Source organism: Fodinibius sp. SL11 (assembly GCF_052060035.1).
Taxonomy (GTDB): Bacteria; Bacteroidota; Rhodothermia; order Balneolales; family Balneolaceae; genus Fodinibius.
Genome location: NZ_JBPOEA010000016.1, coordinates 24501 through 44138 on the forward strand (window position 1 = coordinate 24501; position 19638 = coordinate 44138).

A 19638-nucleotide genomic window follows, 5' to 3' on the forward strand; every position below is an offset into this window, starting at 1 on the left:
AGGCGGCTAAAGTCATTTCCTTTTTGGAGTTCCCTTGGGTGATGGTATGTAGAGATCCTGAATCCATATTGTTATTGCAAGATATGTTGATTTACTGTGATGAGGGAAGTCGTCCTGCTTTAGTAGCATTGCAGGGAAAGAGTTTTGGTTGATCTGCTTATTTTACTGCAATGCTACCCCAAAAGATATGGAAATATACAGATCCTGAAACAAGTTCAGGATGACATAGAAGTTAATACTGAAAGTTTAAAGTCTTTAAAAGGTCTTACTTGTTGAATCAATTACTATTTAATACATATTAATCGCAACGATATGCCGTATAGAAATTCTTCAGGAAAAAATGGCAATGTTTATTTCTTATCCAATGTTAAGCGTACCGTACTTTATATTGGTGTTACAAGTGAATTAGATGAAAGAATACTTAATCATAAATATGGGAAAGGATCGACATTCACAGCCAAGTATAACTTGAAAGTTTCACTTTATTTTGAAGAGTATCCGAATATTGAAGAAGCAATAGAACGAGAAAAGCAGTTAAAGAATTGGCACCGGGAATGGAAATTTAACTTGATTAAAAAGTTAAACCCAGAACTAAAAGACTTATTGAATCCCAAAGCGTAACTAAGCATGTGTCATCCTGAATTAGTTTCAGGATCTAAGAAGCTATTTGCTACAGCCAACTAAGCACGTCATTTTTAGGTTGCTCTACCTGTACATAACTCTCAAAAATTTCGCTTAGGCTGGCATCTTTTTGAAGCTTTTTTCGGCTTTCCGAATCCAGATAGGCAATAATTTTTTGGTTGTGTAGGATGGCTATATCGTCGCAGAGGTTTTCGACAATCTCCAGAATATGACTGGTAATGACAATGGTAACCCCCTTTTGTTGCAGGCGATTGAGGATGGTTTTCATCCGGCCAATTGAAATAACATCGATACTTTCAAAAGGTTCGTCGAGGAATAGAATTTTCGGATTGCTTAAAATGGCAGCACAAAAAGAAAGCTTTTTGCGACTGCCTGATGACAGCTTGTTAATTTTAGCATGTTCAAATTCGGTAAGGCCCAGGTATTCCAGCAATGAGTCCATCTTCTGCTGTCGTGTTTTGCTATCAATCTCATAGATATCACAAATATAGTGCAGAAAATCGTGGCTGGTAAAGTGCTCAAAAAGAAGTGGCGGTTGTAATACCGAGGCGATCTCCCGCTTGATCATCAGCTCATTTTGCTCGTTAAGCTCTCGTCCATTGATGATGATGTTCCCCTCATCGTAATCGAGCAGGCCTGTAAGAATACCGATCAGCGTACTTTTACCGGCCCCGTTGGGACCAATAAGGCCAAATATATTTCCTGCAGGAACAGATAGGTCAAAATTTTGCAATACTGGAGTATTGTCATATGACTTTTGGAGTCCTTTTATTTCTATTGGTTGACCCATAGATAAAAAATTCTTGTCAAGATAATTTTGCTACTGCCCGGCATCAGCCCATACCTTATGTAGTACGTGTTTGTTAAAAGCACGTACCAACATATCCATATTCCACCACAAATAAATAACTATGGCAATAATTAAGCCCACCATGATATAAAGGCGATACATGAGATATTGACCTATTGGAGCAAAAACGGCATACCCCAATCCAAAAATAAGAAACATCATCATGAAACTTACTTTTTGGGAAATAATAGGATGCTTGAAGTTGAACGAGGAAAAGTCGGCTTTTTTATAGTAAAAAAAGGAGGTCCACAGAAATACAAGGGTAAAACAAACGAAGAAAAAAGTATTGGAGATATAGATTTCAACTACAGATCCCAGCCGAGGCAAGTAGATGATTTCGGCGGTGGTAATCAAATAAAGAATAATAAGAGGTACTGCAATAATCCCCAGAAAACGTTCTTTGAGTTGCTTTTCGAAAGAAATGGGGAATTGCCTGTGAATTAGAAACTCTTTGTTCTCATATCCAAACATGTTGGCTAAACCCATAGCCAGCAGGGCTACCGGAATAGCTGTTAACATAATAGGAATGAGCAGAGTACTGTAATAGCTGTTGCCGAGTTGCAATAGCAGGGGAATATAAACGGCGGGAATGAGAGCAATGGTTAGGAGTTGGAGCTTGTTGTAAGAGTGCGAAAAGATGTAGTAGTAGAACTTGCCAGCATTGAGCCCCAGCCACTTTTTCAGGTAATACCAGCTTCTGTTTTTATGATTCTCTCTGCGCTCTTTAACAGGTTCTTGTAAGCCTTCGCGCGTTTTTAAAAAGTGATCCCGAAATATCAGGAAAATGAGCAAAGCACTAAACCCATAAATGGCTGATGCTGTGGGTAGGTTGTAGGTCCCCGCTGCTGAATACTGCAACAACCCGCCGGGCGTATAAAAGAGATAGCTATTTATTACTTCAATACTGGGAATATACTCGGTGATGAGCAGTTTAAATTCCCGAGAAATAATTACAACGGCCTGAAAGGTCCCAAAAATTAAAAAGAGTCCGCTGAATACAATAATTTTAAAGCGCTTTTCAACAATTTTTAGGAATCGATGCTTTATTGAAAAAATAATCGCATAGTTAAGCAACACTACCGCAATGACTACAGGAATATACATCGGGTTTTTGATCTGCATGAGCAGAAAAACCAGCCACGTAAAATTATAAATTACGTTCAGGGGGTGGAAAAACCCCATTACATTAAGGTACCAGCTTAGTTTTTTAACTGGATAACCAAAAGCCAGCAACTTCCGGTTCATTTCCATATTAAGCAGCCGGGTACTGGTAAACGAGAAATGAAGTATCCATAATACATTAGCAAAAATAAGGATAATAAGATGATGAATACTGGGTGTTACCCAAGAGAGCTGCTCGGTAATTATGGGATTATGGTCAAATAGTACAATGACGAGTGCGGTACCCAAAAGATTGGAGAACAGCAGTAACAGAAAAATGATATATCCAATAACCAAAAACGTTTGAAATTTGGTAAGTCGATTAAGAAAAGACGACCAATTGAGATATATCAGTTTGAGAAACATGGATTAACAGCTGATTGTAAATGCTATAATGTCCAAAATAGCATTTCGGGAATCAAGCTGACAATATTATCTTTATGAAGCTGTTTTGAATCCTGAAGGAAGTGAAGCTATGACCTCGAAAAATATGCTCAAGTACATTTTTATAGCTGTTGTTGTAATACTGGCCTCGTTGGCGCTGGCCGATGCGCTCGGATATTTTAACCCCAAGCCATACACAGCTGTATCACATGGATCGCACGTGCATTACGTGCCCAGTGATCGTGATCCCGATGTATCTATTGATAAGTTTCCGCAGGAAGAACCGGGACCGCGTGAAAAGATAACACCCACCGGACAAATAGTACCAATAGACCAGTAGTTTGATACTGCCCCCTTCTTTTAGCAACTAATCAGATTAGCCTTCCTTTACCTTTGGGTGACTAAGAAAATTGACGGTGAATCGTTGGTGTTGTTTGAGTGGCTGAAAATGACAGGCCGAGAAAACAATCAAAAAAATTATTCTTATAGATTATAAGAGCGAAGATACAGTCAATTTGACCCCATTTAGTAATATTTCACGCATATACTAAGTGTAAGTGGTTTTGTTAATGAATTGGTTTGATATTACAAATATTTACATTTATGGTTTAAATGAATTCAAAGTATCATCAAGATGCTTTTTAATTTTCTTTCATCAATACTAATCAAATAAGCATAACAATGACTTATTTAAAAGAGAACAATTTACTAATGCTAGTCTTATCACTATGTATAGGATTGGCAATGATAGTGGGCTGCGAAGGCCCCCAGGGACCGGAAGGCCCTCAGGGTCCACAAGGAGAACAAGGACCTCAAGGTGACCAAGGGCCCCAAGGCGAAGAGGGTACAGCTAATGTTATTTATTCGGACTGGATGACTCCAGATTCGTGGGAACCCGCTGAGTTTTTTGGCGATTCAGTTCGCTATGGTGATCTAATAGCCCCGGATCTTAGTCAAGGAATCGTAGATAGCGGGGAGGTAAACGTATATGGTGACTTTGTAGGTGCTGATTTTGTTTACAAGCTTCCCGTCGATCCAGATATGGCTGGAGTTAATTATACTCTCAATTTTAAGATAAAACCGGACACTGTAAGATTGGTATTTTTTGACCCTAATAATCCAAGCACGGATCCAGGATCATTTCCATCTGATAATAAGTTTCGCTATGTATTAATTCCGGGCGGGCAATCAGCCAGTAGTTCGACAAAAGCCAAAGGAAACGAGATTCAGGATATGTCTTACCAGGAGCTTAAAAATCGCTTTGATATTCCTGATGAGGGATCGGGAGTAATACGAAACGCTAGGATAAAATAGTTACTCCTTAAAAATTAATACGTTGAAAGGCTGTGCTTTATTTCGAAGCACAGCCTTTTTTATTTATAAGCTCATAAAGCAAATTGTGTAACTATAACACATCCTTCAAGTACTGACCGGTGTAGCTTTCATCTACTTCGATAATTTCTTCCGGGGTACCTGTTGCAACCACTTGTCCGCCGGCAAAACCGCCTTCGGGACCAATATCAATGATATGATCTGCACATTTAATCACATCTAAATTGTGTTCGATAATGATAACGGTGTGTCCGTTATTTACGAGTTCATTGAAGGAGTCGAGCAGTTTGGCAATATCTTCAAAGTGGAGCCCTGTCGTGGGTTCATCAAAGAAATAGAGCGTACTGTCGCCGGCCGATTTGCTGAGGAATTTGGCCAGCTTAACACGCTGCGCTTCACCGCCGGAAAGAGTTGGCGCACTTTGGCCGAGTTTGAGGTACCCAAGTCCCACATCTTCGAGTGTCTGTAATTTGTTGGTGATGCGTTTTTCATCCACAAAAAATTCGATGGCCTCGGATACCGACATATTAAGCACGTCGTGTATGTTTTTGCCCCGGTACTTAACTTGGAGCACGTCTTTGCGATATCGCTTGCCGCCGCACTCTTCGCAGGTCAGCTCGATATCAGCCATAAACTGCATTTCTATTTTTTGGATGCCTTCGCCTTGGCATGCTTCACAACGTCCGCCGGGCACATTAAACGAAAAGTGGCCGGGTTCGTATCCCATAATCTTGGATTGACGAGTTTCTGCAAAAAGATCGCGTATGCCATCAAAAGCTTTGGTGTAGGTAGCGGGATTAGATCGCGACGACCGACCAATAGGGGATTGGTCAACCATTTCTACCGAATCGATATAATTGGTGCCGGTAATTTTGCGATGGTGACCTATATTCTCTTTATAGGTACCCATCTGGTTTTGGATAGCTGCATAAAGGGTATCGTGTACGAGGGTCGATTTGCCCGAGCCACTAACCCCCGTCACGCAGATCAGCTTTTCGAGTGGAAACTCAACGTCGAGGCTTTTTAGATTGTGTTCCCTCGCTCCTTCGAGTGTAATCGTTTTGCCACTTCCTTTGCGCCGCTTTTCTGGCACCGGAATCGCTTTGCGTCCACTGATGTATTTCCCGGTTAAGGTATTGGCTTCCAGCAGGTTGTCGTACGATCCGCTAAAAACCACTTCTCCACCATGAATACCTGCAAAAGGACCAATATCAATAATGTTGTCGGCCGCTTTTATCATTTCGGGATCGTGTTCTACAACCAGCACGGTATTGCCAATATCGCGGAGTGATTTAAGAATGTTGATCAGGCGATCATTGTCACGGGGATGCAGGCCGATGGTGGGTTCATCCAGTACATACAGGCTGCCGATGAGCGAGCTGCCCAATGAGTTGGCCAGGCTGATGCGTTGCGCCTCACCACCGCTTAGTGTTTTGGCCAGTCGGTTTAAGGTAAGATAACTGAGTCCTACTTCATCGAGATATTTGAGTCGTTTTCGGATTTCATAGAGTACCTGTTCAGCCACCTCTTTTTCAAATTCAGTAAGCTCCAGATTTTCAAAAAAATCACGAGCATGGCCGATGGTCATTTCCGCTACTTGCCCGATATGTTTGTCATTTATTTTTACATATAGCGCATCTTTGCGCACACGATATCCCTTGCAATCGGGGCAGCGACTATACCCCCGATAGCGCGAATGGAATACCCGCATGTGCACTTTGTAGGATTGACTTTTTACCTCCTCAAAAAATGGACGGATACCAATATACTCATCCTTGCCTTCCCAGATAATCTCTTTGACATCGTCGTCGAGTTCTTGGTAGGGTGTATCAATAGGCAGGCTGTATCGTGCCGACACTTTGATGAGGTCGCGCAGGTGTCGACTAAACTTTTCGCCGCTATAGGGAGCAATAGCACCGTTACGAATAGTCTCTTCGGGATCCGGAATCACCAAATTTTCATCAATACCCGAAACCTTGCCAAATCCCTCACATTTATCGCAAGCTCCAAACGGATTATTAAATGAAAACATCTGTGGTTTAGGTTCGGTAAACTCGATGCCGTCCATCTCGAAACGCTCACTGAACCTTAATTCTTTCCCATCACGGATCTTAACCGAACAGCGCCCGCTTCCTTCTTGAAAAGCGGTTTCCAGAGATCCGGCAATTCGGGTGCGTGTGTCTTCGTCGTCTTTTAAAATAAGGCGATCTACCAGCACGCGGTAATTTGCTGCTTTTATGTTGTTGGGATCTACATCATCTCTTGTAAGATCTAAAATAGTTTCTTCTTCGATGTGTAAAAGCCGTGGATATCCTTTTTCTTTTAAAACGCGCAGTTCATCTTCCAGCCCTTTTTTTTCATGTTCGGGGATCGAAAACAGTACATAAAATTTTGTGTCTTCCTCAAACTGGTTATGGAGTTCTTCAATGACCGTCTTGGTACTGTCTTTTTTAACCTCTTTGCCGGATTTGGGAGAAATGGTATGACCAATGCGTGCATATAGAAGCCGCATGTAGTCGTAAATTTCGGTGGTAGTACCAACGGTGGAACGTGGATTTGAGGAGGTGGTCTTCTGCTGAATGGCCATGGCCGGCGAAATTCCCTGCATAAAATCTACATCGGGTTTATCCATACGCTCCAGAAATTGCCGCGCGTAACTGGAAAGGCTCTCCACATAGCGGCGCTGTCCTTCGGCGTAAATGGTATCAAATGCAAGGCTGGATTTACCCGATCCGCTCACACCGGTAACAACGGTTAGCCGGTTTCGGGGAATTTCAACATCAATTTCTTTGAGGTTGTGAACACGGGCCCCCTTAACGATAATGGGGCGATCTTCGTCGGTTTGTGATTGCTCTTTTTTAGCAGTCGTTTTGGTCTGAGACATTCAGTTAGTTTTGCGTTTTTATAAACGGGTAAAGGTACAAATTTTATGACAAAAAATGAGAGTGGAATCCATTTAAAACATTTATTTAGAACACTCAGCGAGGTATTTACGTTCAAGACTTCTTATGCAGAGTAATTCGCCAGACATAACGTCGAAATTTGTGGGTGGGAGCCAAATAATAGAGGGGATTGGTCTTTTTATTGGTCTGCCAATGCTCGAATACTTTGGATGGAATCCATTGCCAAAGTTAGTTTTGCTTGTCTTGGTAGCAGGATATTGCGGATATATACTCTGGCGTGATCCTTCTTTTGGAAAAGGGTTGTTACGAAGATCTGAGGATCAACAGATCAGCAAAACAATCTTACTGCGGTCATTGATTATTGCCCCTGCATTGGTAGGGATAACCTGGGTTTTGCATTCCAGTTACCTATTTATACTTCCGGCGGAGCAGCCGTTGCTATGGATGATAATCATGGTTCTATATCCAATTTTTTCTGCTCTACCACAGGAATTTATTTACCGAACTTTCTTTTTTCATCGATACAAAAACATAATTGGTTTTAAGCATGGAGAAATAATTATAAGCGCCTTGGCTTTTTCTTTTCTGCATTTGGTCTATGACAACTGGTGGGCGGTAGCTCTGAGCTTTTTGGCAGGTCTTTTATTTGGGATCACCTATAAACGAACCCAGTCGCTGTATTGGGTCACGGTGGAGCATGTCATTTATGGATGGTTGCTATTTACTGTCGGGTTGGGGACTCATTTCTATGAGGGGTTTTAATTCGTTATTTGACTATAAGGATCGGCTATGGAGTTCGGTGGAAGAAAATTATATTCAGTCATACATGTTTAGAATAATTTATATAAAAATTGTAGATAATGAGTCTTGATGTATCTCCCAAACAGTTTAAACACTGGATTGATGAAGCCGGCAAATTAATCGCCTCCCACTATCAAGAACACAGTGAATCAAAAGTTTTTGCAGGAAAAGGTCCCGATGAAGTGCAGGAGCTTTTGAATGAATCGCTGCCCAATGATCCGCAAGATATGGATTCTCTGCTGGATGAAGTTGGGGACAAAATTTTGAGTACCATCACCAATAGCGCTGGTCCGCGTTATTTTGGGTATATCACGGGTGGGGGCAATCAGGCGGCAGTGCTCGCAGAGATGATCAAGGCCTCTCTCAATCAGAACAATCTAAAATGGCATTCATCGCCGGTTAGTACCGAGCTGGAACGACTGGTAATGCGATGGGTGGCAGAGTTTATCGGCTATCCGACCAGCAGTGCCGGGGTACTGCTCAGTGGCGGATCGGTGGCAAACTTTAACTGTCTGGCCGTAGCACGTAAGATTAAGGCACCGGTCGATATTTCGGACGAGGGTATCTACGGCTCACAGCCCATGACCGTATATGTTTCTGAAGAGGGGCATTCCAGCTTTGACAAAGCCATGGATATGCTGGGGCTGGGCAAGAAGTATCTGCGTAAAATTCCGGTTGACGATGAGTTTCGTATCGATGTTGACCAGTTGGAGGAGCAAATTCGCAAAGACAAAAATGCGGGCTTTCATCCTATCTGTGCTATTGCCGTGGCCGGCACAACCAACACCGGGGCTGTGGATAATTTGGAGACCGTGGCAGAAATTTGTCAACGTTATGATCTATGGTACCACATTGATGCGGCCTATGGCGGCCCGGCTGCAAAAGTTGAGGGCGTGAGCCCAATATTCTCGGGCATTGAAAAGGCAGATTCGGTTGTGGTGAATCCCCATAAGTGGTTATATGTGCCTTTTGAGGCAGGCGGCGCTTTGGTAAAAAATCCTGATCATTTACGCCAAACATTTAGTACCATTCCCGATTATCTGAAATCTGATGAGCAAAATGGCGAGCGAACCGATTTGATGGAATATAACCTGCCGCTTACCAAAGAGTTTAAGGCGTTGAAGGTTTGGATGACGGTAAAGGCGTATGGGGCTACCCGTTTACGTAATGAGATAAACTCTGATATTAGTAAAGCTACCTTTCTGGCGGAACTGATAGAGTCAGATGAGGAGTTGGAGCTTATGGCCCCGGTACCACTCTCGATAGTTTGCTTTCGGTATAATCCTGGTGGAATGGATGGGGTCGAGTTGAATACGCTCAATGATCAAATAATTCAGGCTATTGAAGAGGATGGCCGTATTTTTCTGACAGGCACAAAAATCAATGGAAAAACAGCACTTCGAGTTTGTTTTATCAATCCCCGTACCAATAAAGATGATATACAGTTGCTAAAAAAGGTGGTCTTGGAAATTGGTAAAAAGTTGGGAAAATGAAGGGTTTAAAAAGATAGGTCGAATATTAATAATTTAATATAAATAAACTTATTTTACAGGTAAGTTTATGAATAACAATAGCTTAGGTGCGTATGTTAGGGAGGTTCTTGTTTTTGAGATACGGCTTATTTTCATTACCTTTTTTAAATGTTTTTACAGTCACTTTTTTCACACTTTGTGAATAAAAGAATCATCTACATATAACCAAATCAATTAGTACAAGTTAGTTTATGGATTTATTTGATAAGCTTGAGTCCAGACCAAGCCCGTTAGGAGAATTTACTTCAGATGGATACGGGTATTATACCTACCCTAAACTTGAAGGTCCACTGGGACCCGTAATGAAGTTTAATGGTGATGATGTCATTGTCTGGAGCATCAATGATTATTTAGGGATTGGAAGCAATGAAGAAGTAAAAGAGTATGATGCTGAAATTGCCCAGGATTACAGTTTGAGTAGTCCGATGGGAGCCCGCCTAATGACGGGGAACTCGAGCGAGCACGAGAAGTTGGAAGAAGAACTGGCTGATTTTGTCCATAAGGATGATGCCTTTTTGCTGAATTACGGCTATCAGGGAATTATGAGCATAATTCATGCTTTGGTGGATCGCAACGATGTTCTTATTTATGACGAGCTGAGCCACGCTTGTATTGTTGATGGAAAACAGCTGGCTATGGCTGAAAAGTATGTGTTTAAGCACAACGATATCGAAAGTTTTAAAACGCAATTAGAGCGTGCCCACCGCAAGAAAAAAGATGATGGAGCCGTTCTTGTAGTAACCGAAGGGGCTTTTGGGATGACAGGTGACTTGGGCATCTTAAATGAGATGATTGCTCTTAAAGAAGAGTATCCATTCCGTTTGCTTGTTGATGATGCTCATGGAGTGGGTACAATGGGCAAAGACGGTTCCGGTACGGGAACCCATTTGGGTTGCCACGATGGAATAGACCTTTACTTTGGGACTTTTGCCAAGGCTTTTGCGTTGATAGGTGCTTTTGTGGCTACGGATGAGCGTGTTGTTGAATTTTTGAAAGCGAATGTTCGAAGCCAGATTTTTGCGAAGTCGGTACCGATGCCGATTGTGAAGTCAGCGCGAAAGCGGTTGAAGATGATTCGTAACAATCCCCAATGGAGAGAAAAACTTTGGGAGAATACAAATATGCTGCGTGGCGGACTTCGTGATATGGGTTATAATGTACTGCCCGCTGAATGTCCGGTAACACCTGTACTAACAAAAGGCAGTACGGAACTTTGTCAGCTTATTATGCGCAAGATGCGTGAGGAGCACGGAATTTTTGTAAGTGGTGTTGCCTATCCGGTCGTACCAAAGGGAACTGTATTGATACGGTTAATCCCTACCGCGGCCCATACAGAAGAGCACATCCAAAAAACTCTTGAAGGGTTCGATGCGATTAAGGAGGTTGTTTTTGCCGAAGCGGAAAAACAGAAGCAGAAGATGACCGCTTAATCTTTTTAAATTCTCGAAGCTATTTCGTAGCCTCGCTGGTTATCCGGCGGGGCTTTTTTATTTAATAATTTATGGATGTTACTCCCAGAAGGGAAGTGTGGGATAAAATAAAAAAGGACGAGCTGTTAACTCGTCCTTTTTAGAATTTCAAAAGTTTAGAGGTTTAAGAAAACAACTTTTTAATCAGTCCAATAACGCCATCTTTTTGATCTTTAGGCGAATCACCCTTTTTACCGCCGCTAAGCTTATCGTAACTGGGGCGTGGAAGCTGCAGTTCATTGTCTTTTTTCTTCTTTTTACCGCGTCCGTTTCGACTGCCTCGTTTGGATCGGTTATCGCGCTTACCGCCTCGGGATTTCTTCTTTTTCTGTTTCTTACGTTCTTCAAGTTTTTGTTTGACCTTCTCAGGCAGTGGTAGTTCTTTGGGCGCCTGACCAAGACTGTTTTCCAATTCATTGATATCACTGCGATCCTGTTTGGAAACCAATGATACAATGCGTGATGCTTTGCCAGATCCGACAAGTCCGGCGCGATAGCGATATTCATTTGGATCGTTGGGCACATCATAGTTGATAACCTGCGTTACGCGATCGAGCCCCAGCTCTGCGGCCGGAATATCAGCAACCAAGAGGTACTGCACATCGCCATTGGTAAAGTTGGCAAAGCGCTGGGATCGCTTTTCATCCGAAAGCTTTGCATGTAGGCTTGTAGCCTTTCTATCATTTTTGCGCAGCGTTCGATAGAGGCGATCCGTACCTCGCTTAGAGGCCGTAAAAATCACGCAGTTATCGGTAGGCGTATCCTCAAGGTGCGCCATCAGGGTGGTAATCTTCATGCGGTTGGGCACATAGATATATCCCTGGGTCAGATTTTGATCAACCTTTGGCGGTTCCGTTAACATGCCCGGCTTATCTTCGAAGCCAATAGCGATGGGATCTTCCGTATGTTTTTTGGTAAGCTCTTTAACATCATCATTTACTTCCTTTGCATAAATGAGGGTCTGATGATCGTTGAGTACCCGTTTTAAGATGTTTTGAATTTTATCTTGTAGATTGAGGGCAACCATCTCATCCGCTGCATCAATAACCACCAATCCAACGTGTCGGAATATGAATCGAAGATCCTGGCAAACATCCAGCAAGGGGCCGGGATTACCGGCAATAACTTCGACTTCACTTTGGATAGCCTCTTTTTGCTCTTCGAGATCGGTATCCATATCAATAGATGCACACTCAATTTGAGCATGATAACCCATAGCCCAAACAAGCTCGTCAATCTCTTTTGACTCCTTGGGATTGGGGGTTAAAACCAGTACCGAAGTACCGTCTTTATCATCTCTGTTATTTACCTGCTCCAGTGCAGGAATTACAAAAGAGGCTATTTTGCTGCTTCCCGGTTCGGCTTTTATAAGTGCATCATGGCCTTCCAGTACAGCTGGGATTACTTCTTCTTGCAGTTCAGTAAGTTCAGTGTAATTAATGTCTTGAAGCCCGCTCATGATATTGGGGCTTAACGTCATTTCTTCAAACTTCAACGTTCTAACCTTTCATTTTATTAATGTTTGTTCTTCAAGCATTCGCTTCAAAACCAAGCGATGCGTATCAATAGCAGAATATACAAAACTTATCGGCTTTGCTCATCTGATTTCGCAGCCGGTTGATAGTCTTTTTTAAACAACGGATCAATGTATAGTTCGTGCCGAGTCTGCCTTATATAAACGAGTGCTCCCCCTAATATTATTGCCATCCCCAATAAGCCCAGTATACCCGCTTCGGGGCCAAAAGCACCTCCGGTAAAAAAATCGCTGCCCGATTGCTGAATCTGGAGAATGGAAAACTCGATTTTTTTGCCACTTACAGGAAAACCTAAAACACCGGCCATCACAAAATTCCAGCTAAAATGAAGGCCGACCGATAATCCCAAACGGCCAGTAAGAACATACGGAACGGCAAGCACAATACCGGCCAAAATAATATTGAAGGTTGAAATAAAAGAAGCATTGGGATTAAAGAAATGCATTAGCCCAAATAGCGAAGATGTAAGTAAAATGGCCGTAACCAGAGCTCCATTTAATCCTACTGCGGGGTATTTTAATCCTTCGGTGAGGTTCAGAAGCTGGTACCCACGGGAAAATAGCTCCTCATGGAAACCCACCATTAGCATAGCTACAAAGAAGCTCATAATTCCGGTAGAAAAAGGGGTCTCCAGTTCTGCTTCCCAACCGTATTCAACAATCGTTACCCACCCTAAGGTCCATTGAATAAGAAAAACAGAACCGATAGAAAAAGCTGCAATCAGGCATCCGGATAAAAAATCTTTCCCCCATTGCTTGTTGAGTTTGATGCCGTAATCAAAAAAAGAGCGCTTATCCAACAATTGTGCAGCCAGCCAAACACTTAGAATAATTCCCGCAAATTGAGGAATAGTGGTATACACCATCATGGGGTCTTCCAGTATTTGTTGCACGCCCAAAATTCCAAAGCCAACAAATAAAAACATGAAGATGAATTGAACTAACAGCCGCCATCCGGCTTTTAGGCGCTGCTCGTCCTCATTGATAAAGATGTTCATAACAAAAGAAACATTAGCAGTTTTAATTCGGTTACCTTAGTATAAAGGCCACATAATCTACATGAAAAGCTGAAGGAAATCATAAATTTATGAGTGACCGCTTTGTCTTACAGGCATCCAAGCAGGAAGTAGAACAATTATTTGACGTATCAACGGCGCGGGATGATTTTTTTGATCCGGATTTTAATATCACGCCCGGTTCCCTGACCCCAGTGGTTTATCAAGAAGATAGAGAACGCAAAATCTATAATTTTCGCTGGGGATTGATTCCGCCCGATGCCGAAGAAGAAATGGAGGGTAATGAAAATTTTGAGGTACCAATAGAGGATCTCAATGATGGTGAATGGTTGACAGAATGTATTGAGCAACGTCGATGCCTGATTCCTGCCAGCGGATATTACAAATGGAAGTTTAGTGAAAAGAAAAGTACTCCTTTTTATATCCGGCTGCTTTCTAATCAGCTGACGGCTATGGCCGGTATTTATTCGATATGGGAATCTTCGGCGGGGCGCGACGTTTATTCCTGTGCGATGCTTACCACCGAGGCAAATCCTCTGGTTCAGCCGGTTGATGATCGTATGCCCATTCTTATTCATCCGAATCACTATAAAAAATGGCTTGCTGATAAAAAATTAACAGAACCTGACCTTGAGGACGTAATAAACGGTTATGCTATGACTGAGCTGACGGTTAACCGCGTTTCAGAAGATGTAAATGATCCTGAGAATAATGGCCCTGAACTTATACAGCCGATTCCCAAATAATTAAAGTACTCAGTTAAACTTGTTCCGGAATCCGGGAATTAGTTTTCACCTTCTTTATAAATCCGCATAGTGGGATAGGCCAGATCAATGTCATCGTTTTCATGAAACTTATCTAATACATCTTCCCAGATATCTTGTCCCAGGCTTCGCCGCTTCCGAGGGTTGGAAAGATGTCGAATAGTTAGACAGACCCCGCTTTCGCGAACTTCGGTATAGACTGTGGGGGTTAAGTAGCGGTAATGGATGAGATATGATTTTTTTGCTCGGCTTACTTGGTTTTGAGCTTCTTCCACATAATCTTTTAAGTGCTTGTCGGCCAGTTCTTGGAGGATCTGCTTTGCTTTTTTCCAATTGCTTTCGAAAGTGAGGAGCACTTCCAACTCGTTCCAGATGAACTCAAAATCGCTGGTGTAGTTGGCCAGAGAATCATCAAAAACCAGATGATTGGGTACATGAATAACACGACCGGTGCTTTGATCTGCATGCACCCAATTGCCGATTTCCAGCAGGGTAAACTTAAAAACCCGGACATCAATAACATCGCCCTTGATATCTCCTATCTGAATGCGATCTCCCACATCAAAAGGTTTTCGCCAGAGCAGAAAAATCCAGCCGGCAAAATCGGTAACAGGACCCCGAAGCGCAATTGCCAAACCGGCCGAAAGTAGTCCCAAAAAAGTGGCAAGGGATTGCAACCCTTCAAACCAGATGCGCCCCACAATCAAAAAGCCGAGAAAAACAGCTATATACGTTAAGTTTTTACGCCATTTGTACTGTGTTTTTGCTTCCGGCAATCTTCGATTAATGATCCGGATAGCGATCACCCGAATCAGCCAAATTATAAAGATGGCAATGATGGACAAAAATATCTGGTAAGAAAATCCCGGTGAATTTTGGATAAACTCTTGAACTCTTGCTGGAAAGTTTGGCACGACAAAATTATTAAGTGATAGAATATTTGCTGGATGAAATAGTTATTATAGGTGCATCACAACTAAATTTCTACTATATCTTCATTGGAAAGAAAAGGAATTTTGAATAACTTTACGGGTCTGAAAATTACCGTTAGATAGATTTTACTTATGCTTTATACAATAATACTCTCGATAATTACACTTGTCAGCATTCTTTTGGTAATTGTAATTCTATTGCAACCCGGACAGGGACAAGGAATTACTGGTGGACTGGCAGGAGGTCAAGCCGGTGGACAGGGTCTTGGTGCTCGTCGCACAGCCGACCTGTTATCAAAGTCAACAACCGTGCTTGGCGCAGCGTTGTTAGTGCTCAGCGTATTGGCGAACTTTGCGATTAATCGTGGAGGGGCTACAGAAAGTGCCGTACAACAAAGTGGAGTTGAAGCACCTGCCCAGCAGGGCAATGGGTTGGATGATGCTTCGCAAACCCCTTCAGCTGTACCTGAGTTGCCACAGAATCAAGGCGGCAACAACGGAGACGGAGATAACGGAGGAAATTCGGGAGACGGGAACTAACTTCCGATACTATAAAGATTTTACAAGCCCGATTTCTTAATAGAGATCGGGCTTTTTTATTTCTCATTCATGATTTCAGAGAAAAGTCGGTGCGATTTGAGCCGCTGATCGTGATCAAAAATGTAGGTAGCGGTCATAATCTCGTCAGCATTAGTTTTTTCTACAAAGTCCGAAAGCTCTTCTTTCACCGTTTGCTTACTGCCCACAAAAGTGTATTTGAGCATCTGTTCTACCGCCATTTTCTCACGCATATTCCAAACGGTACTCATATCGTCAACAGGCGGCCCCATCGGTTTGCGTTCACCGGTCACTATACCCATAAACATCTGCTTGAGAGAGGTGGACAGATATTGGGCTTGTTCGTCGGTATCAGCAATAATTACGTTTACGCAAGGCATAACGTAAGGGTCATCCAGCTGATCAGATGGTTCAAATTTTTCGCGATAAACCTGCAGGGCCGCATGTAATTGTTGTGGCGAAAAATGGCTGGCAAAGACGTAAGGTAAACCCAGTGCGGCTGCCAGATGGGCACTGTCGGTACTGGATCCTAAAATCCATAGGGGCACTTCGGTGCCTTCGCCGGGAATGGCGCGCACGTCAGACGAACGGTTCTCGGCAGAAAAATACTGTTGCAGCTGCTGTACATTTCTTGGAAACTGTTGCACTTGCTGCATGCGGTCTGGGCGGATGGCCTGTGCCGTTTGTTGATCCGTGCCGGGCGCTCGACCCAGTCCCAAGTCTATTCTATTGGGATATAGGGAAGCCAGCGTACCAAACTGCTCAGCGATAACGAGTGGGGAGTGATTGGGAAGCATTACGCCGCCGGAGCCAATACGCAAGGTGTTGGTTGCTTCAGCCACATATCCAATCAAAACAGAGGTGGCCGAACTGGCAATGTTCTCCATGTTGTGATGTTCAGCCATCCAAAAGCGGGAATAGCCCAGCTGTTCTACATGCTGAGCCAAATCGCGACTTTTATTGATGGCATCGGCGGGGCTATCGCCTTCGGTTACGACGGCTAAATCTAAAACAGAATACTTGATATCAGAAAGCAGGTTCTTGCTCATAAAATGTTTTTGGATTCAATTCTATTGAAGGTTGAACAGTGATGTTAAAATGAAATAGTGGGGAAGCGTTTTGGGTACTCCGTGAAGCAGATTACTGAGCGATCTTTTTTATCTGAGTTGAATCAAAATGAGAGGCAGGAAATCTTATCGACCATACGCCCCGGAGTTCTCCCATGGAAAATCCCGTAGCTCGGTCCATAGGGTATAATTCTTGAATTTTTGACAAATTTGATTTGGCAATATCTTTGTTCGGTTGGCCGTGACAATTCAAGCAAAGTTTATTCGTGATGGTGATAGGCGCATGAAAGCTGATTGTTTTATCATCTGAATACGTTATCGGTTCCAGATTCTCTCCTTTTTCCAATTGGGTTAAATACTGTTCGATAGCCCGCATTTCTAATGAATCTGCTTTATTTGATGGGTTTCTCGGCTTGTGACTGGCACGACGGATGGTAACATTATGATAGCTCGAAAGCGAATCGGTGAGGGGCATGGCTTCGACATTGCAAAATTGCAGGGCATAGTCTACACCACCTTCGGCCAAGGCTTGTTGCAAATTACCGCTCAACGTTTTAAATGTAGCTGAAGCAATTTTTTTACCCTCCTGAACTACGGCCGTTGTATCATAATCTATTTGCTTGTTTTTTTCTTGTTTATGGGTTTCGGAGTTACAGCCAATCCCCATCCCCATAATAAAGATCAGTAATATCAAAGGTCGCATAATGCGCGCAACAATATGATTGAAAAGAATATCAGTCATACTACGAATTTAATTGAAATATCCCTGTTAATCTATATCGATAATTTGACCGGTGATTAGGGTTTGCAAGCTTTTGATGTAGCCGTTTGCCACATGTTTCATCTTAGCAGGGGTATGACCGGGAAAGTAATCGCCCAATGCTTCAGCCGAATCTTCCACCAGCGCAGGGCTTACCGCGTTAATACGAATGCCGTGCTGCATAAATTCTCCGTACGATCCGATCACAAATCCGTTCACAGCATTATTAACGGTGCTTAAGATAGTACCTTGCGGGATGGGATCGTGTGATAAAATACCGGTGGTAAGCGTAATGCTTCCTCCATCATTCAGGTAGTCGAGTGCTGTCAAAGCCACATTAATTTGACCCATCATTTTACTTTTGACCCCTTCGATGAAATCGTCATTAGTAAGTTCTTTGAGTGGTTTGATTGGTGCCGAACCCGTGGTGACAATAACGGCATCGATGGTTCCGACCTCTTTAAACAATGATTGTATGGCCTTGGGATCAGTAATGTCGGTTTGCAGATCACCTGAGGAATGTCCTACAATAATAAGTTCATGGTCATCTTTCAGCCGGTCAGTAAGGACAGAACCGATCGTTCCGGTGCCACCAATAAGTAGAATTTTCATAAAAAATATTATGATCAGAGGTTTATGGTAGTTGAACTGATATAAACAAAAAAGAAGGTACTTCCGTTTTGGGATATATTCCAAAATATTGAAATGAAAACCCTATTATTTGCATTAAATCAAAGTAAATAAAACGCACTTTAATAAGATATTATCGCTGATCGAGTAGTAACTAAAGCACAACTGGGCACGCTGCGGTACCAAAAAATACAGTGGGGAATTATCCTAACCGGACTTTCCATATTTGCACAGTTGTATTTTTTTCAGCCCTTATTACCGGCATTGGGAAGAGCATTTTCTGTTTCACCTGCCGTAAGTAGTTTGGCGATTTCCGGAGGAACGGCTGGAATGGCTGCGGGATTGTTCGCTTTTGCATTTTGGGCAGATCGATGGCCGCGAAAGAAGCTAATGTCTGCCTGCATGTTTGGCACTGCTCTGTTGACAATTATATCGGCAGGGTCCCCAAACTTTGCGGTACTGGTGGTTGTCAATTTTCTCAAAGGCATGACCATCTCGGGAATCTCAGCGGTAGCATTGGCTTATTTAGCCGAAGAAGTACATGGCAACGTCTTAGGTTTTATTATCAGCTTGTATCTAAGCGGAAATATTCTTGGCGGTATGTCGGGACGTGTGAGCGCCGGGTTCCTCAATGGTTGGCTGGGTTGGCGTTATACTACGTTAATCGTTGGGGTTATCGGTATAGTGCTTGCTGTTATTTTCTTGTGGATCTTACCTAAATCACAGCATTTTGAGTCACAGAAAATACAGATGGGCTATAAGTTCCGACAAATGCAATTATTTTTGCGTCGGCCTATACTGTTTGCCCTGTTTATGATCGCCGCATTACTAATGGGTGTATTTGTAAGCACGTATAACTATTTGAACTTTCGGTTGGAAGGACCGCCTTTTTCATTGCCTCACTATATTATTGCGCTGGTTTATGTGATGTATACCGTGGGTATTGGCGGATCAATAGCTGCCGGCCGATGGTCGGATTTATATACACCGGCAACGATTCTAAAAGTCTTAATTGTGACAGTTTTGGTTGGACTGGTGATGCTTTTATCAACTAATATTTGGGTGTTTGTAGTGGGACTTGGGGTATTGACGTTTGGATTTTTTGGGCACATACAACAGCCAGTCGTATTGTGTCGGCCTCTGTGAAGAGTGGTAAAAGTACGGCGACCAGCTTATACTGGCTTTTTTATTACATAGGCTCCAGCATCATCGGTACCACTTCGGGAATAATTTTGTCAGCCTGGAGTTGGGCCGGCTTTGTCATTGGATTATTGATGCTGGGAGTAAGTTGTTTCTTGATATT

General features: G+C 42.7%; 18 protein-coding genes. 9 read left to right on the forward strand and 9 right to left on the reverse strand.

Annotation, left to right across the window (positions count from 1 at the left end; genetic code table 11):
- The first annotated feature begins 312 nt into the window (after window positions 1-312).
- Window positions 313-621 (forward strand): GIY-YIG nuclease family protein, encoded by a 309-nt coding sequence (locus tag ACQ76V_RS13755; RefSeq protein ID WP_441001082.1) that lies wholly within the window; start codon window positions 313-315, stop codon window positions 619-621.
- Between the two features lie 49 nt (window positions 622-670).
- On the opposite strand, the gene ACQ76V_RS13760 is transcribed toward ACQ76V_RS13755, so the two are convergent.
- Together ACQ76V_RS13760 and ACQ76V_RS13765 are read right to left on the reverse strand one after the other, a co-directional pair.
- On the reverse strand, window positions 671-1432 hold the full coding sequence (locus ACQ76V_RS13760; RefSeq protein ID WP_441001083.1) for an ABC transporter ATP-binding protein: 762 nt from the start codon (window positions 1430-1432) through the stop codon (window positions 671-673).
- Between the two features lie 30 nt (window positions 1433-1462).
- Window positions 1463-3019, reverse strand: coding sequence for a hypothetical protein (locus ACQ76V_RS13765; RefSeq protein ID WP_441001084.1), 1557 nt, complete (start codon window positions 3017-3019; stop codon window positions 1463-1465).
- A 109-nt stretch (window positions 3020-3128) separates the two neighbouring features.
- On the opposite strand from ACQ76V_RS13765, the gene ACQ76V_RS13770 reads away from it, so the two are divergent.
- A complete protein-coding gene (locus tag ACQ76V_RS13770; protein WP_441001085.1) occupies window positions 3129-3377 on the forward strand; it encodes a hypothetical protein in 249 nt (82 codons plus the stop codon).
- A gap of 371 nt (window positions 3378-3748) precedes the next feature.
- Window positions 3749-4351 (forward strand): hypothetical protein, encoded by a 603-nt coding sequence (locus ACQ76V_RS13775; RefSeq protein ID WP_441001086.1) that lies wholly within the window; start codon window positions 3749-3751, stop codon window positions 4349-4351.
- Window positions 4352-4442: 91 nt separating this feature from the next.
- Here the strand turns inward: ACQ76V_RS13775 and uvrA are convergent, their stop codons facing one another.
- Window positions 4443-7253 carry an excinuclease ABC subunit UvrA gene (gene uvrA / locus ACQ76V_RS13780; protein ID WP_441001087.1) on the reverse strand — a complete coding sequence of 937 codons (2811 nt, stop codon included), beginning with the start codon at window positions 7251-7253 and terminating at the stop codon, window positions 4443-4445.
- A gap of 124 nt (window positions 7254-7377) precedes the next feature.
- On the opposite strand from uvrA, the gene ACQ76V_RS13785 reads away from it, so the two are divergent.
- The 3 genes from ACQ76V_RS13785 (at window position 7378) to ACQ76V_RS13795 (ending at window position 11035) form a co-directional block, all read left to right on the forward strand.
- Window positions 7378-8034 (forward strand): lysostaphin resistance A-like protein, encoded by a 657-nt coding sequence (locus tag ACQ76V_RS13785; RefSeq protein WP_441001088.1) that lies wholly within the window; start codon window positions 7378-7380, stop codon window positions 8032-8034.
- A 98-nt stretch (window positions 8035-8132) separates the two neighbouring features.
- Window positions 8133-9566: a pyridoxal phosphate-dependent decarboxylase family protein gene (locus ACQ76V_RS13790; RefSeq protein ID WP_441001089.1), complete on the forward strand. Its 1434-nt coding sequence runs from the start codon at window positions 8133-8135 to the stop codon at window positions 9564-9566.
- 230 nt (window positions 9567-9796) lie between these two features.
- The gene (locus tag ACQ76V_RS13795) at window positions 9797-11035 is read left to right on the forward strand and encodes an aminotransferase class I/II-fold pyridoxal phosphate-dependent enzyme (RefSeq protein WP_441001090.1); all 1239 of its coding nucleotides are present in this window, start codon (window positions 9797-9799) and stop codon (window positions 11033-11035) included.
- A 163-nt stretch (window positions 11036-11198) separates the two neighbouring features.
- Here ACQ76V_RS13795 and ACQ76V_RS13800 read toward each other — a convergent pair whose 3' ends face one another.
- Together ACQ76V_RS13800 and ACQ76V_RS13805 are read right to left on the reverse strand one after the other, a co-directional pair.
- The gene (locus ACQ76V_RS13800) at window positions 11199-12569 is read right to left on the reverse strand and encodes a DEAD/DEAH box helicase (RefSeq protein ID WP_441001091.1); all 1371 of its coding nucleotides are present in this window, start codon (window positions 12567-12569) and stop codon (window positions 11199-11201) included.
- Window positions 12570-12658: 89 nt separating this feature from the next.
- The gene (locus tag ACQ76V_RS13805) at window positions 12659-13606 is read right to left on the reverse strand and encodes a CPBP family intramembrane glutamic endopeptidase (protein WP_441001092.1); all 948 of its coding nucleotides are present in this window, start codon (window positions 13604-13606) and stop codon (window positions 12659-12661) included.
- 89 nt (window positions 13607-13695) lie between these two features.
- Between ACQ76V_RS13805 and ACQ76V_RS13810 the strand changes: the two genes are divergently transcribed.
- Window positions 13696-14370 (forward strand): SOS response-associated peptidase, encoded by a 675-nt coding sequence (locus ACQ76V_RS13810; RefSeq protein WP_441001093.1) that lies wholly within the window; start codon window positions 13696-13698, stop codon window positions 14368-14370.
- A 38-nt stretch (window positions 14371-14408) separates the two neighbouring features.
- On the opposite strand, the gene ACQ76V_RS13815 is transcribed toward ACQ76V_RS13810, so the two are convergent.
- Window positions 14409-15302, reverse strand: coding sequence for a mechanosensitive ion channel family protein (locus ACQ76V_RS13815; protein WP_441001094.1), 894 nt, complete (start codon window positions 15300-15302; stop codon window positions 14409-14411).
- 150 nt (window positions 15303-15452) lie between these two features.
- Here ACQ76V_RS13815 and secG point away from each other — a divergent pair, with 150 nt between their 5' ends.
- Window positions 15453-15860, forward strand: coding sequence for a preprotein translocase subunit SecG (gene secG / locus ACQ76V_RS13820; protein WP_441001095.1), 408 nt, complete (start codon window positions 15453-15455; stop codon window positions 15858-15860).
- 56 nt (window positions 15861-15916) lie between these two features.
- Here secG and ACQ76V_RS13825 read toward each other — a convergent pair whose 3' ends face one another.
- From ACQ76V_RS13825 to ACQ76V_RS13835, 3 genes are all read right to left on the reverse strand, one after another.
- Window positions 15917-16927, reverse strand: coding sequence for an LLM class flavin-dependent oxidoreductase (locus ACQ76V_RS13825; RefSeq protein ID WP_441001096.1), 1011 nt, complete (start codon window positions 16925-16927; stop codon window positions 15917-15919).
- Between the two features lie 91 nt (window positions 16928-17018).
- The gene (locus ACQ76V_RS13830; protein WP_441001097.1) at window positions 17019-17687 is read right to left on the reverse strand and encodes a Tll0287-like domain-containing protein; all 669 of its coding nucleotides are present in this window, start codon (window positions 17685-17687) and stop codon (window positions 17019-17021) included.
- A gap of 27 nt (window positions 17688-17714) precedes the next feature.
- On the reverse strand, window positions 17715-18317 hold the full coding sequence (locus ACQ76V_RS13835; RefSeq protein WP_441001098.1) for a short chain dehydrogenase: 603 nt from the start codon (window positions 18315-18317) through the stop codon (window positions 17715-17717).
- A gap of 282 nt (window positions 18318-18599) precedes the next feature.
- Here ACQ76V_RS13835 and ACQ76V_RS13840 point away from each other — a divergent pair, with 282 nt between their 5' ends.
- Window positions 18600-19481, forward strand: coding sequence for an MFS transporter (locus ACQ76V_RS13840; protein ID WP_441001099.1), 882 nt, complete (start codon window positions 18600-18602; stop codon window positions 19479-19481).
- Window positions 19482-19638: the final 157 nt, after the last annotated feature.

Coding starts and splice junctions, on each gene's coding strand:
- ACQ76V_RS13755 (WP_441001082.1), top strand. CDS start 313: ATGCCGTATAGAAATTCTTCAGGAAAAAATGGCAATGTTTATTTCTTA.
- ACQ76V_RS13760 (WP_441001083.1), bottom strand. CDS start 1,432: ATGGGTCAACCAATAGAAATAAAAGGACTCCAAAAGTCATATGACAAT.
- ACQ76V_RS13765 (WP_441001084.1), bottom strand. CDS start 3,019: ATGTTTCTCAAACTGATATATCTCAATTGGTCGTCTTTTCTTAATCGA.
- ACQ76V_RS13770 (WP_441001085.1), top strand. CDS start 3,129: ATGACCTCGAAAAATATGCTCAAGTACATTTTTATAGCTGTTGTTGTA.
- ACQ76V_RS13775 (WP_441001086.1), top strand. CDS start 3,749: ATGCTAGTCTTATCACTATGTATAGGATTGGCAATGATAGTGGGCTGC.
- uvrA (WP_441001087.1), bottom strand. CDS start 7,253: ATGTCTCAGACCAAAACGACTGCTAAAAAAGAGCAATCACAAACCGAC.
- ACQ76V_RS13785 (WP_441001088.1), top strand. CDS start 7,378: ATGCAGAGTAATTCGCCAGACATAACGTCGAAATTTGTGGGTGGGAGC.
- ACQ76V_RS13790 (WP_441001089.1), top strand. CDS start 8,133: ATGAGTCTTGATGTATCTCCCAAACAGTTTAAACACTGGATTGATGAA.
- ACQ76V_RS13795 (WP_441001090.1), top strand. CDS start 9,797: ATGGATTTATTTGATAAGCTTGAGTCCAGACCAAGCCCGTTAGGAGAA.
- ACQ76V_RS13805 (WP_441001092.1), bottom strand. CDS start 13,606: ATGAACATCTTTATCAATGAGGACGAGCAGCGCCTAAAAGCCGGATGG.
- ACQ76V_RS13810 (WP_441001093.1), top strand. CDS start 13,696: ATGAGTGACCGCTTTGTCTTACAGGCATCCAAGCAGGAAGTAGAACAA.
- secG (WP_441001095.1), top strand. CDS start 15,453: ATGCTTTATACAATAATACTCTCGATAATTACACTTGTCAGCATTCTT.
- ACQ76V_RS13825 (WP_441001096.1), bottom strand. CDS start 16,927: ATGAGCAAGAACCTGCTTTCTGATATCAAGTATTCTGTTTTAGATTTA.
- ACQ76V_RS13830 (WP_441001097.1), bottom strand. CDS start 17,687: ATGACTGATATTCTTTTCAATCATATTGTTGCGCGCATTATGCGACCT.
- ACQ76V_RS13835 (WP_441001098.1), bottom strand. CDS start 18,317: ATGAAAATTCTACTTATTGGTGGCACCGGAACGATCGGTTCTGTCCTT.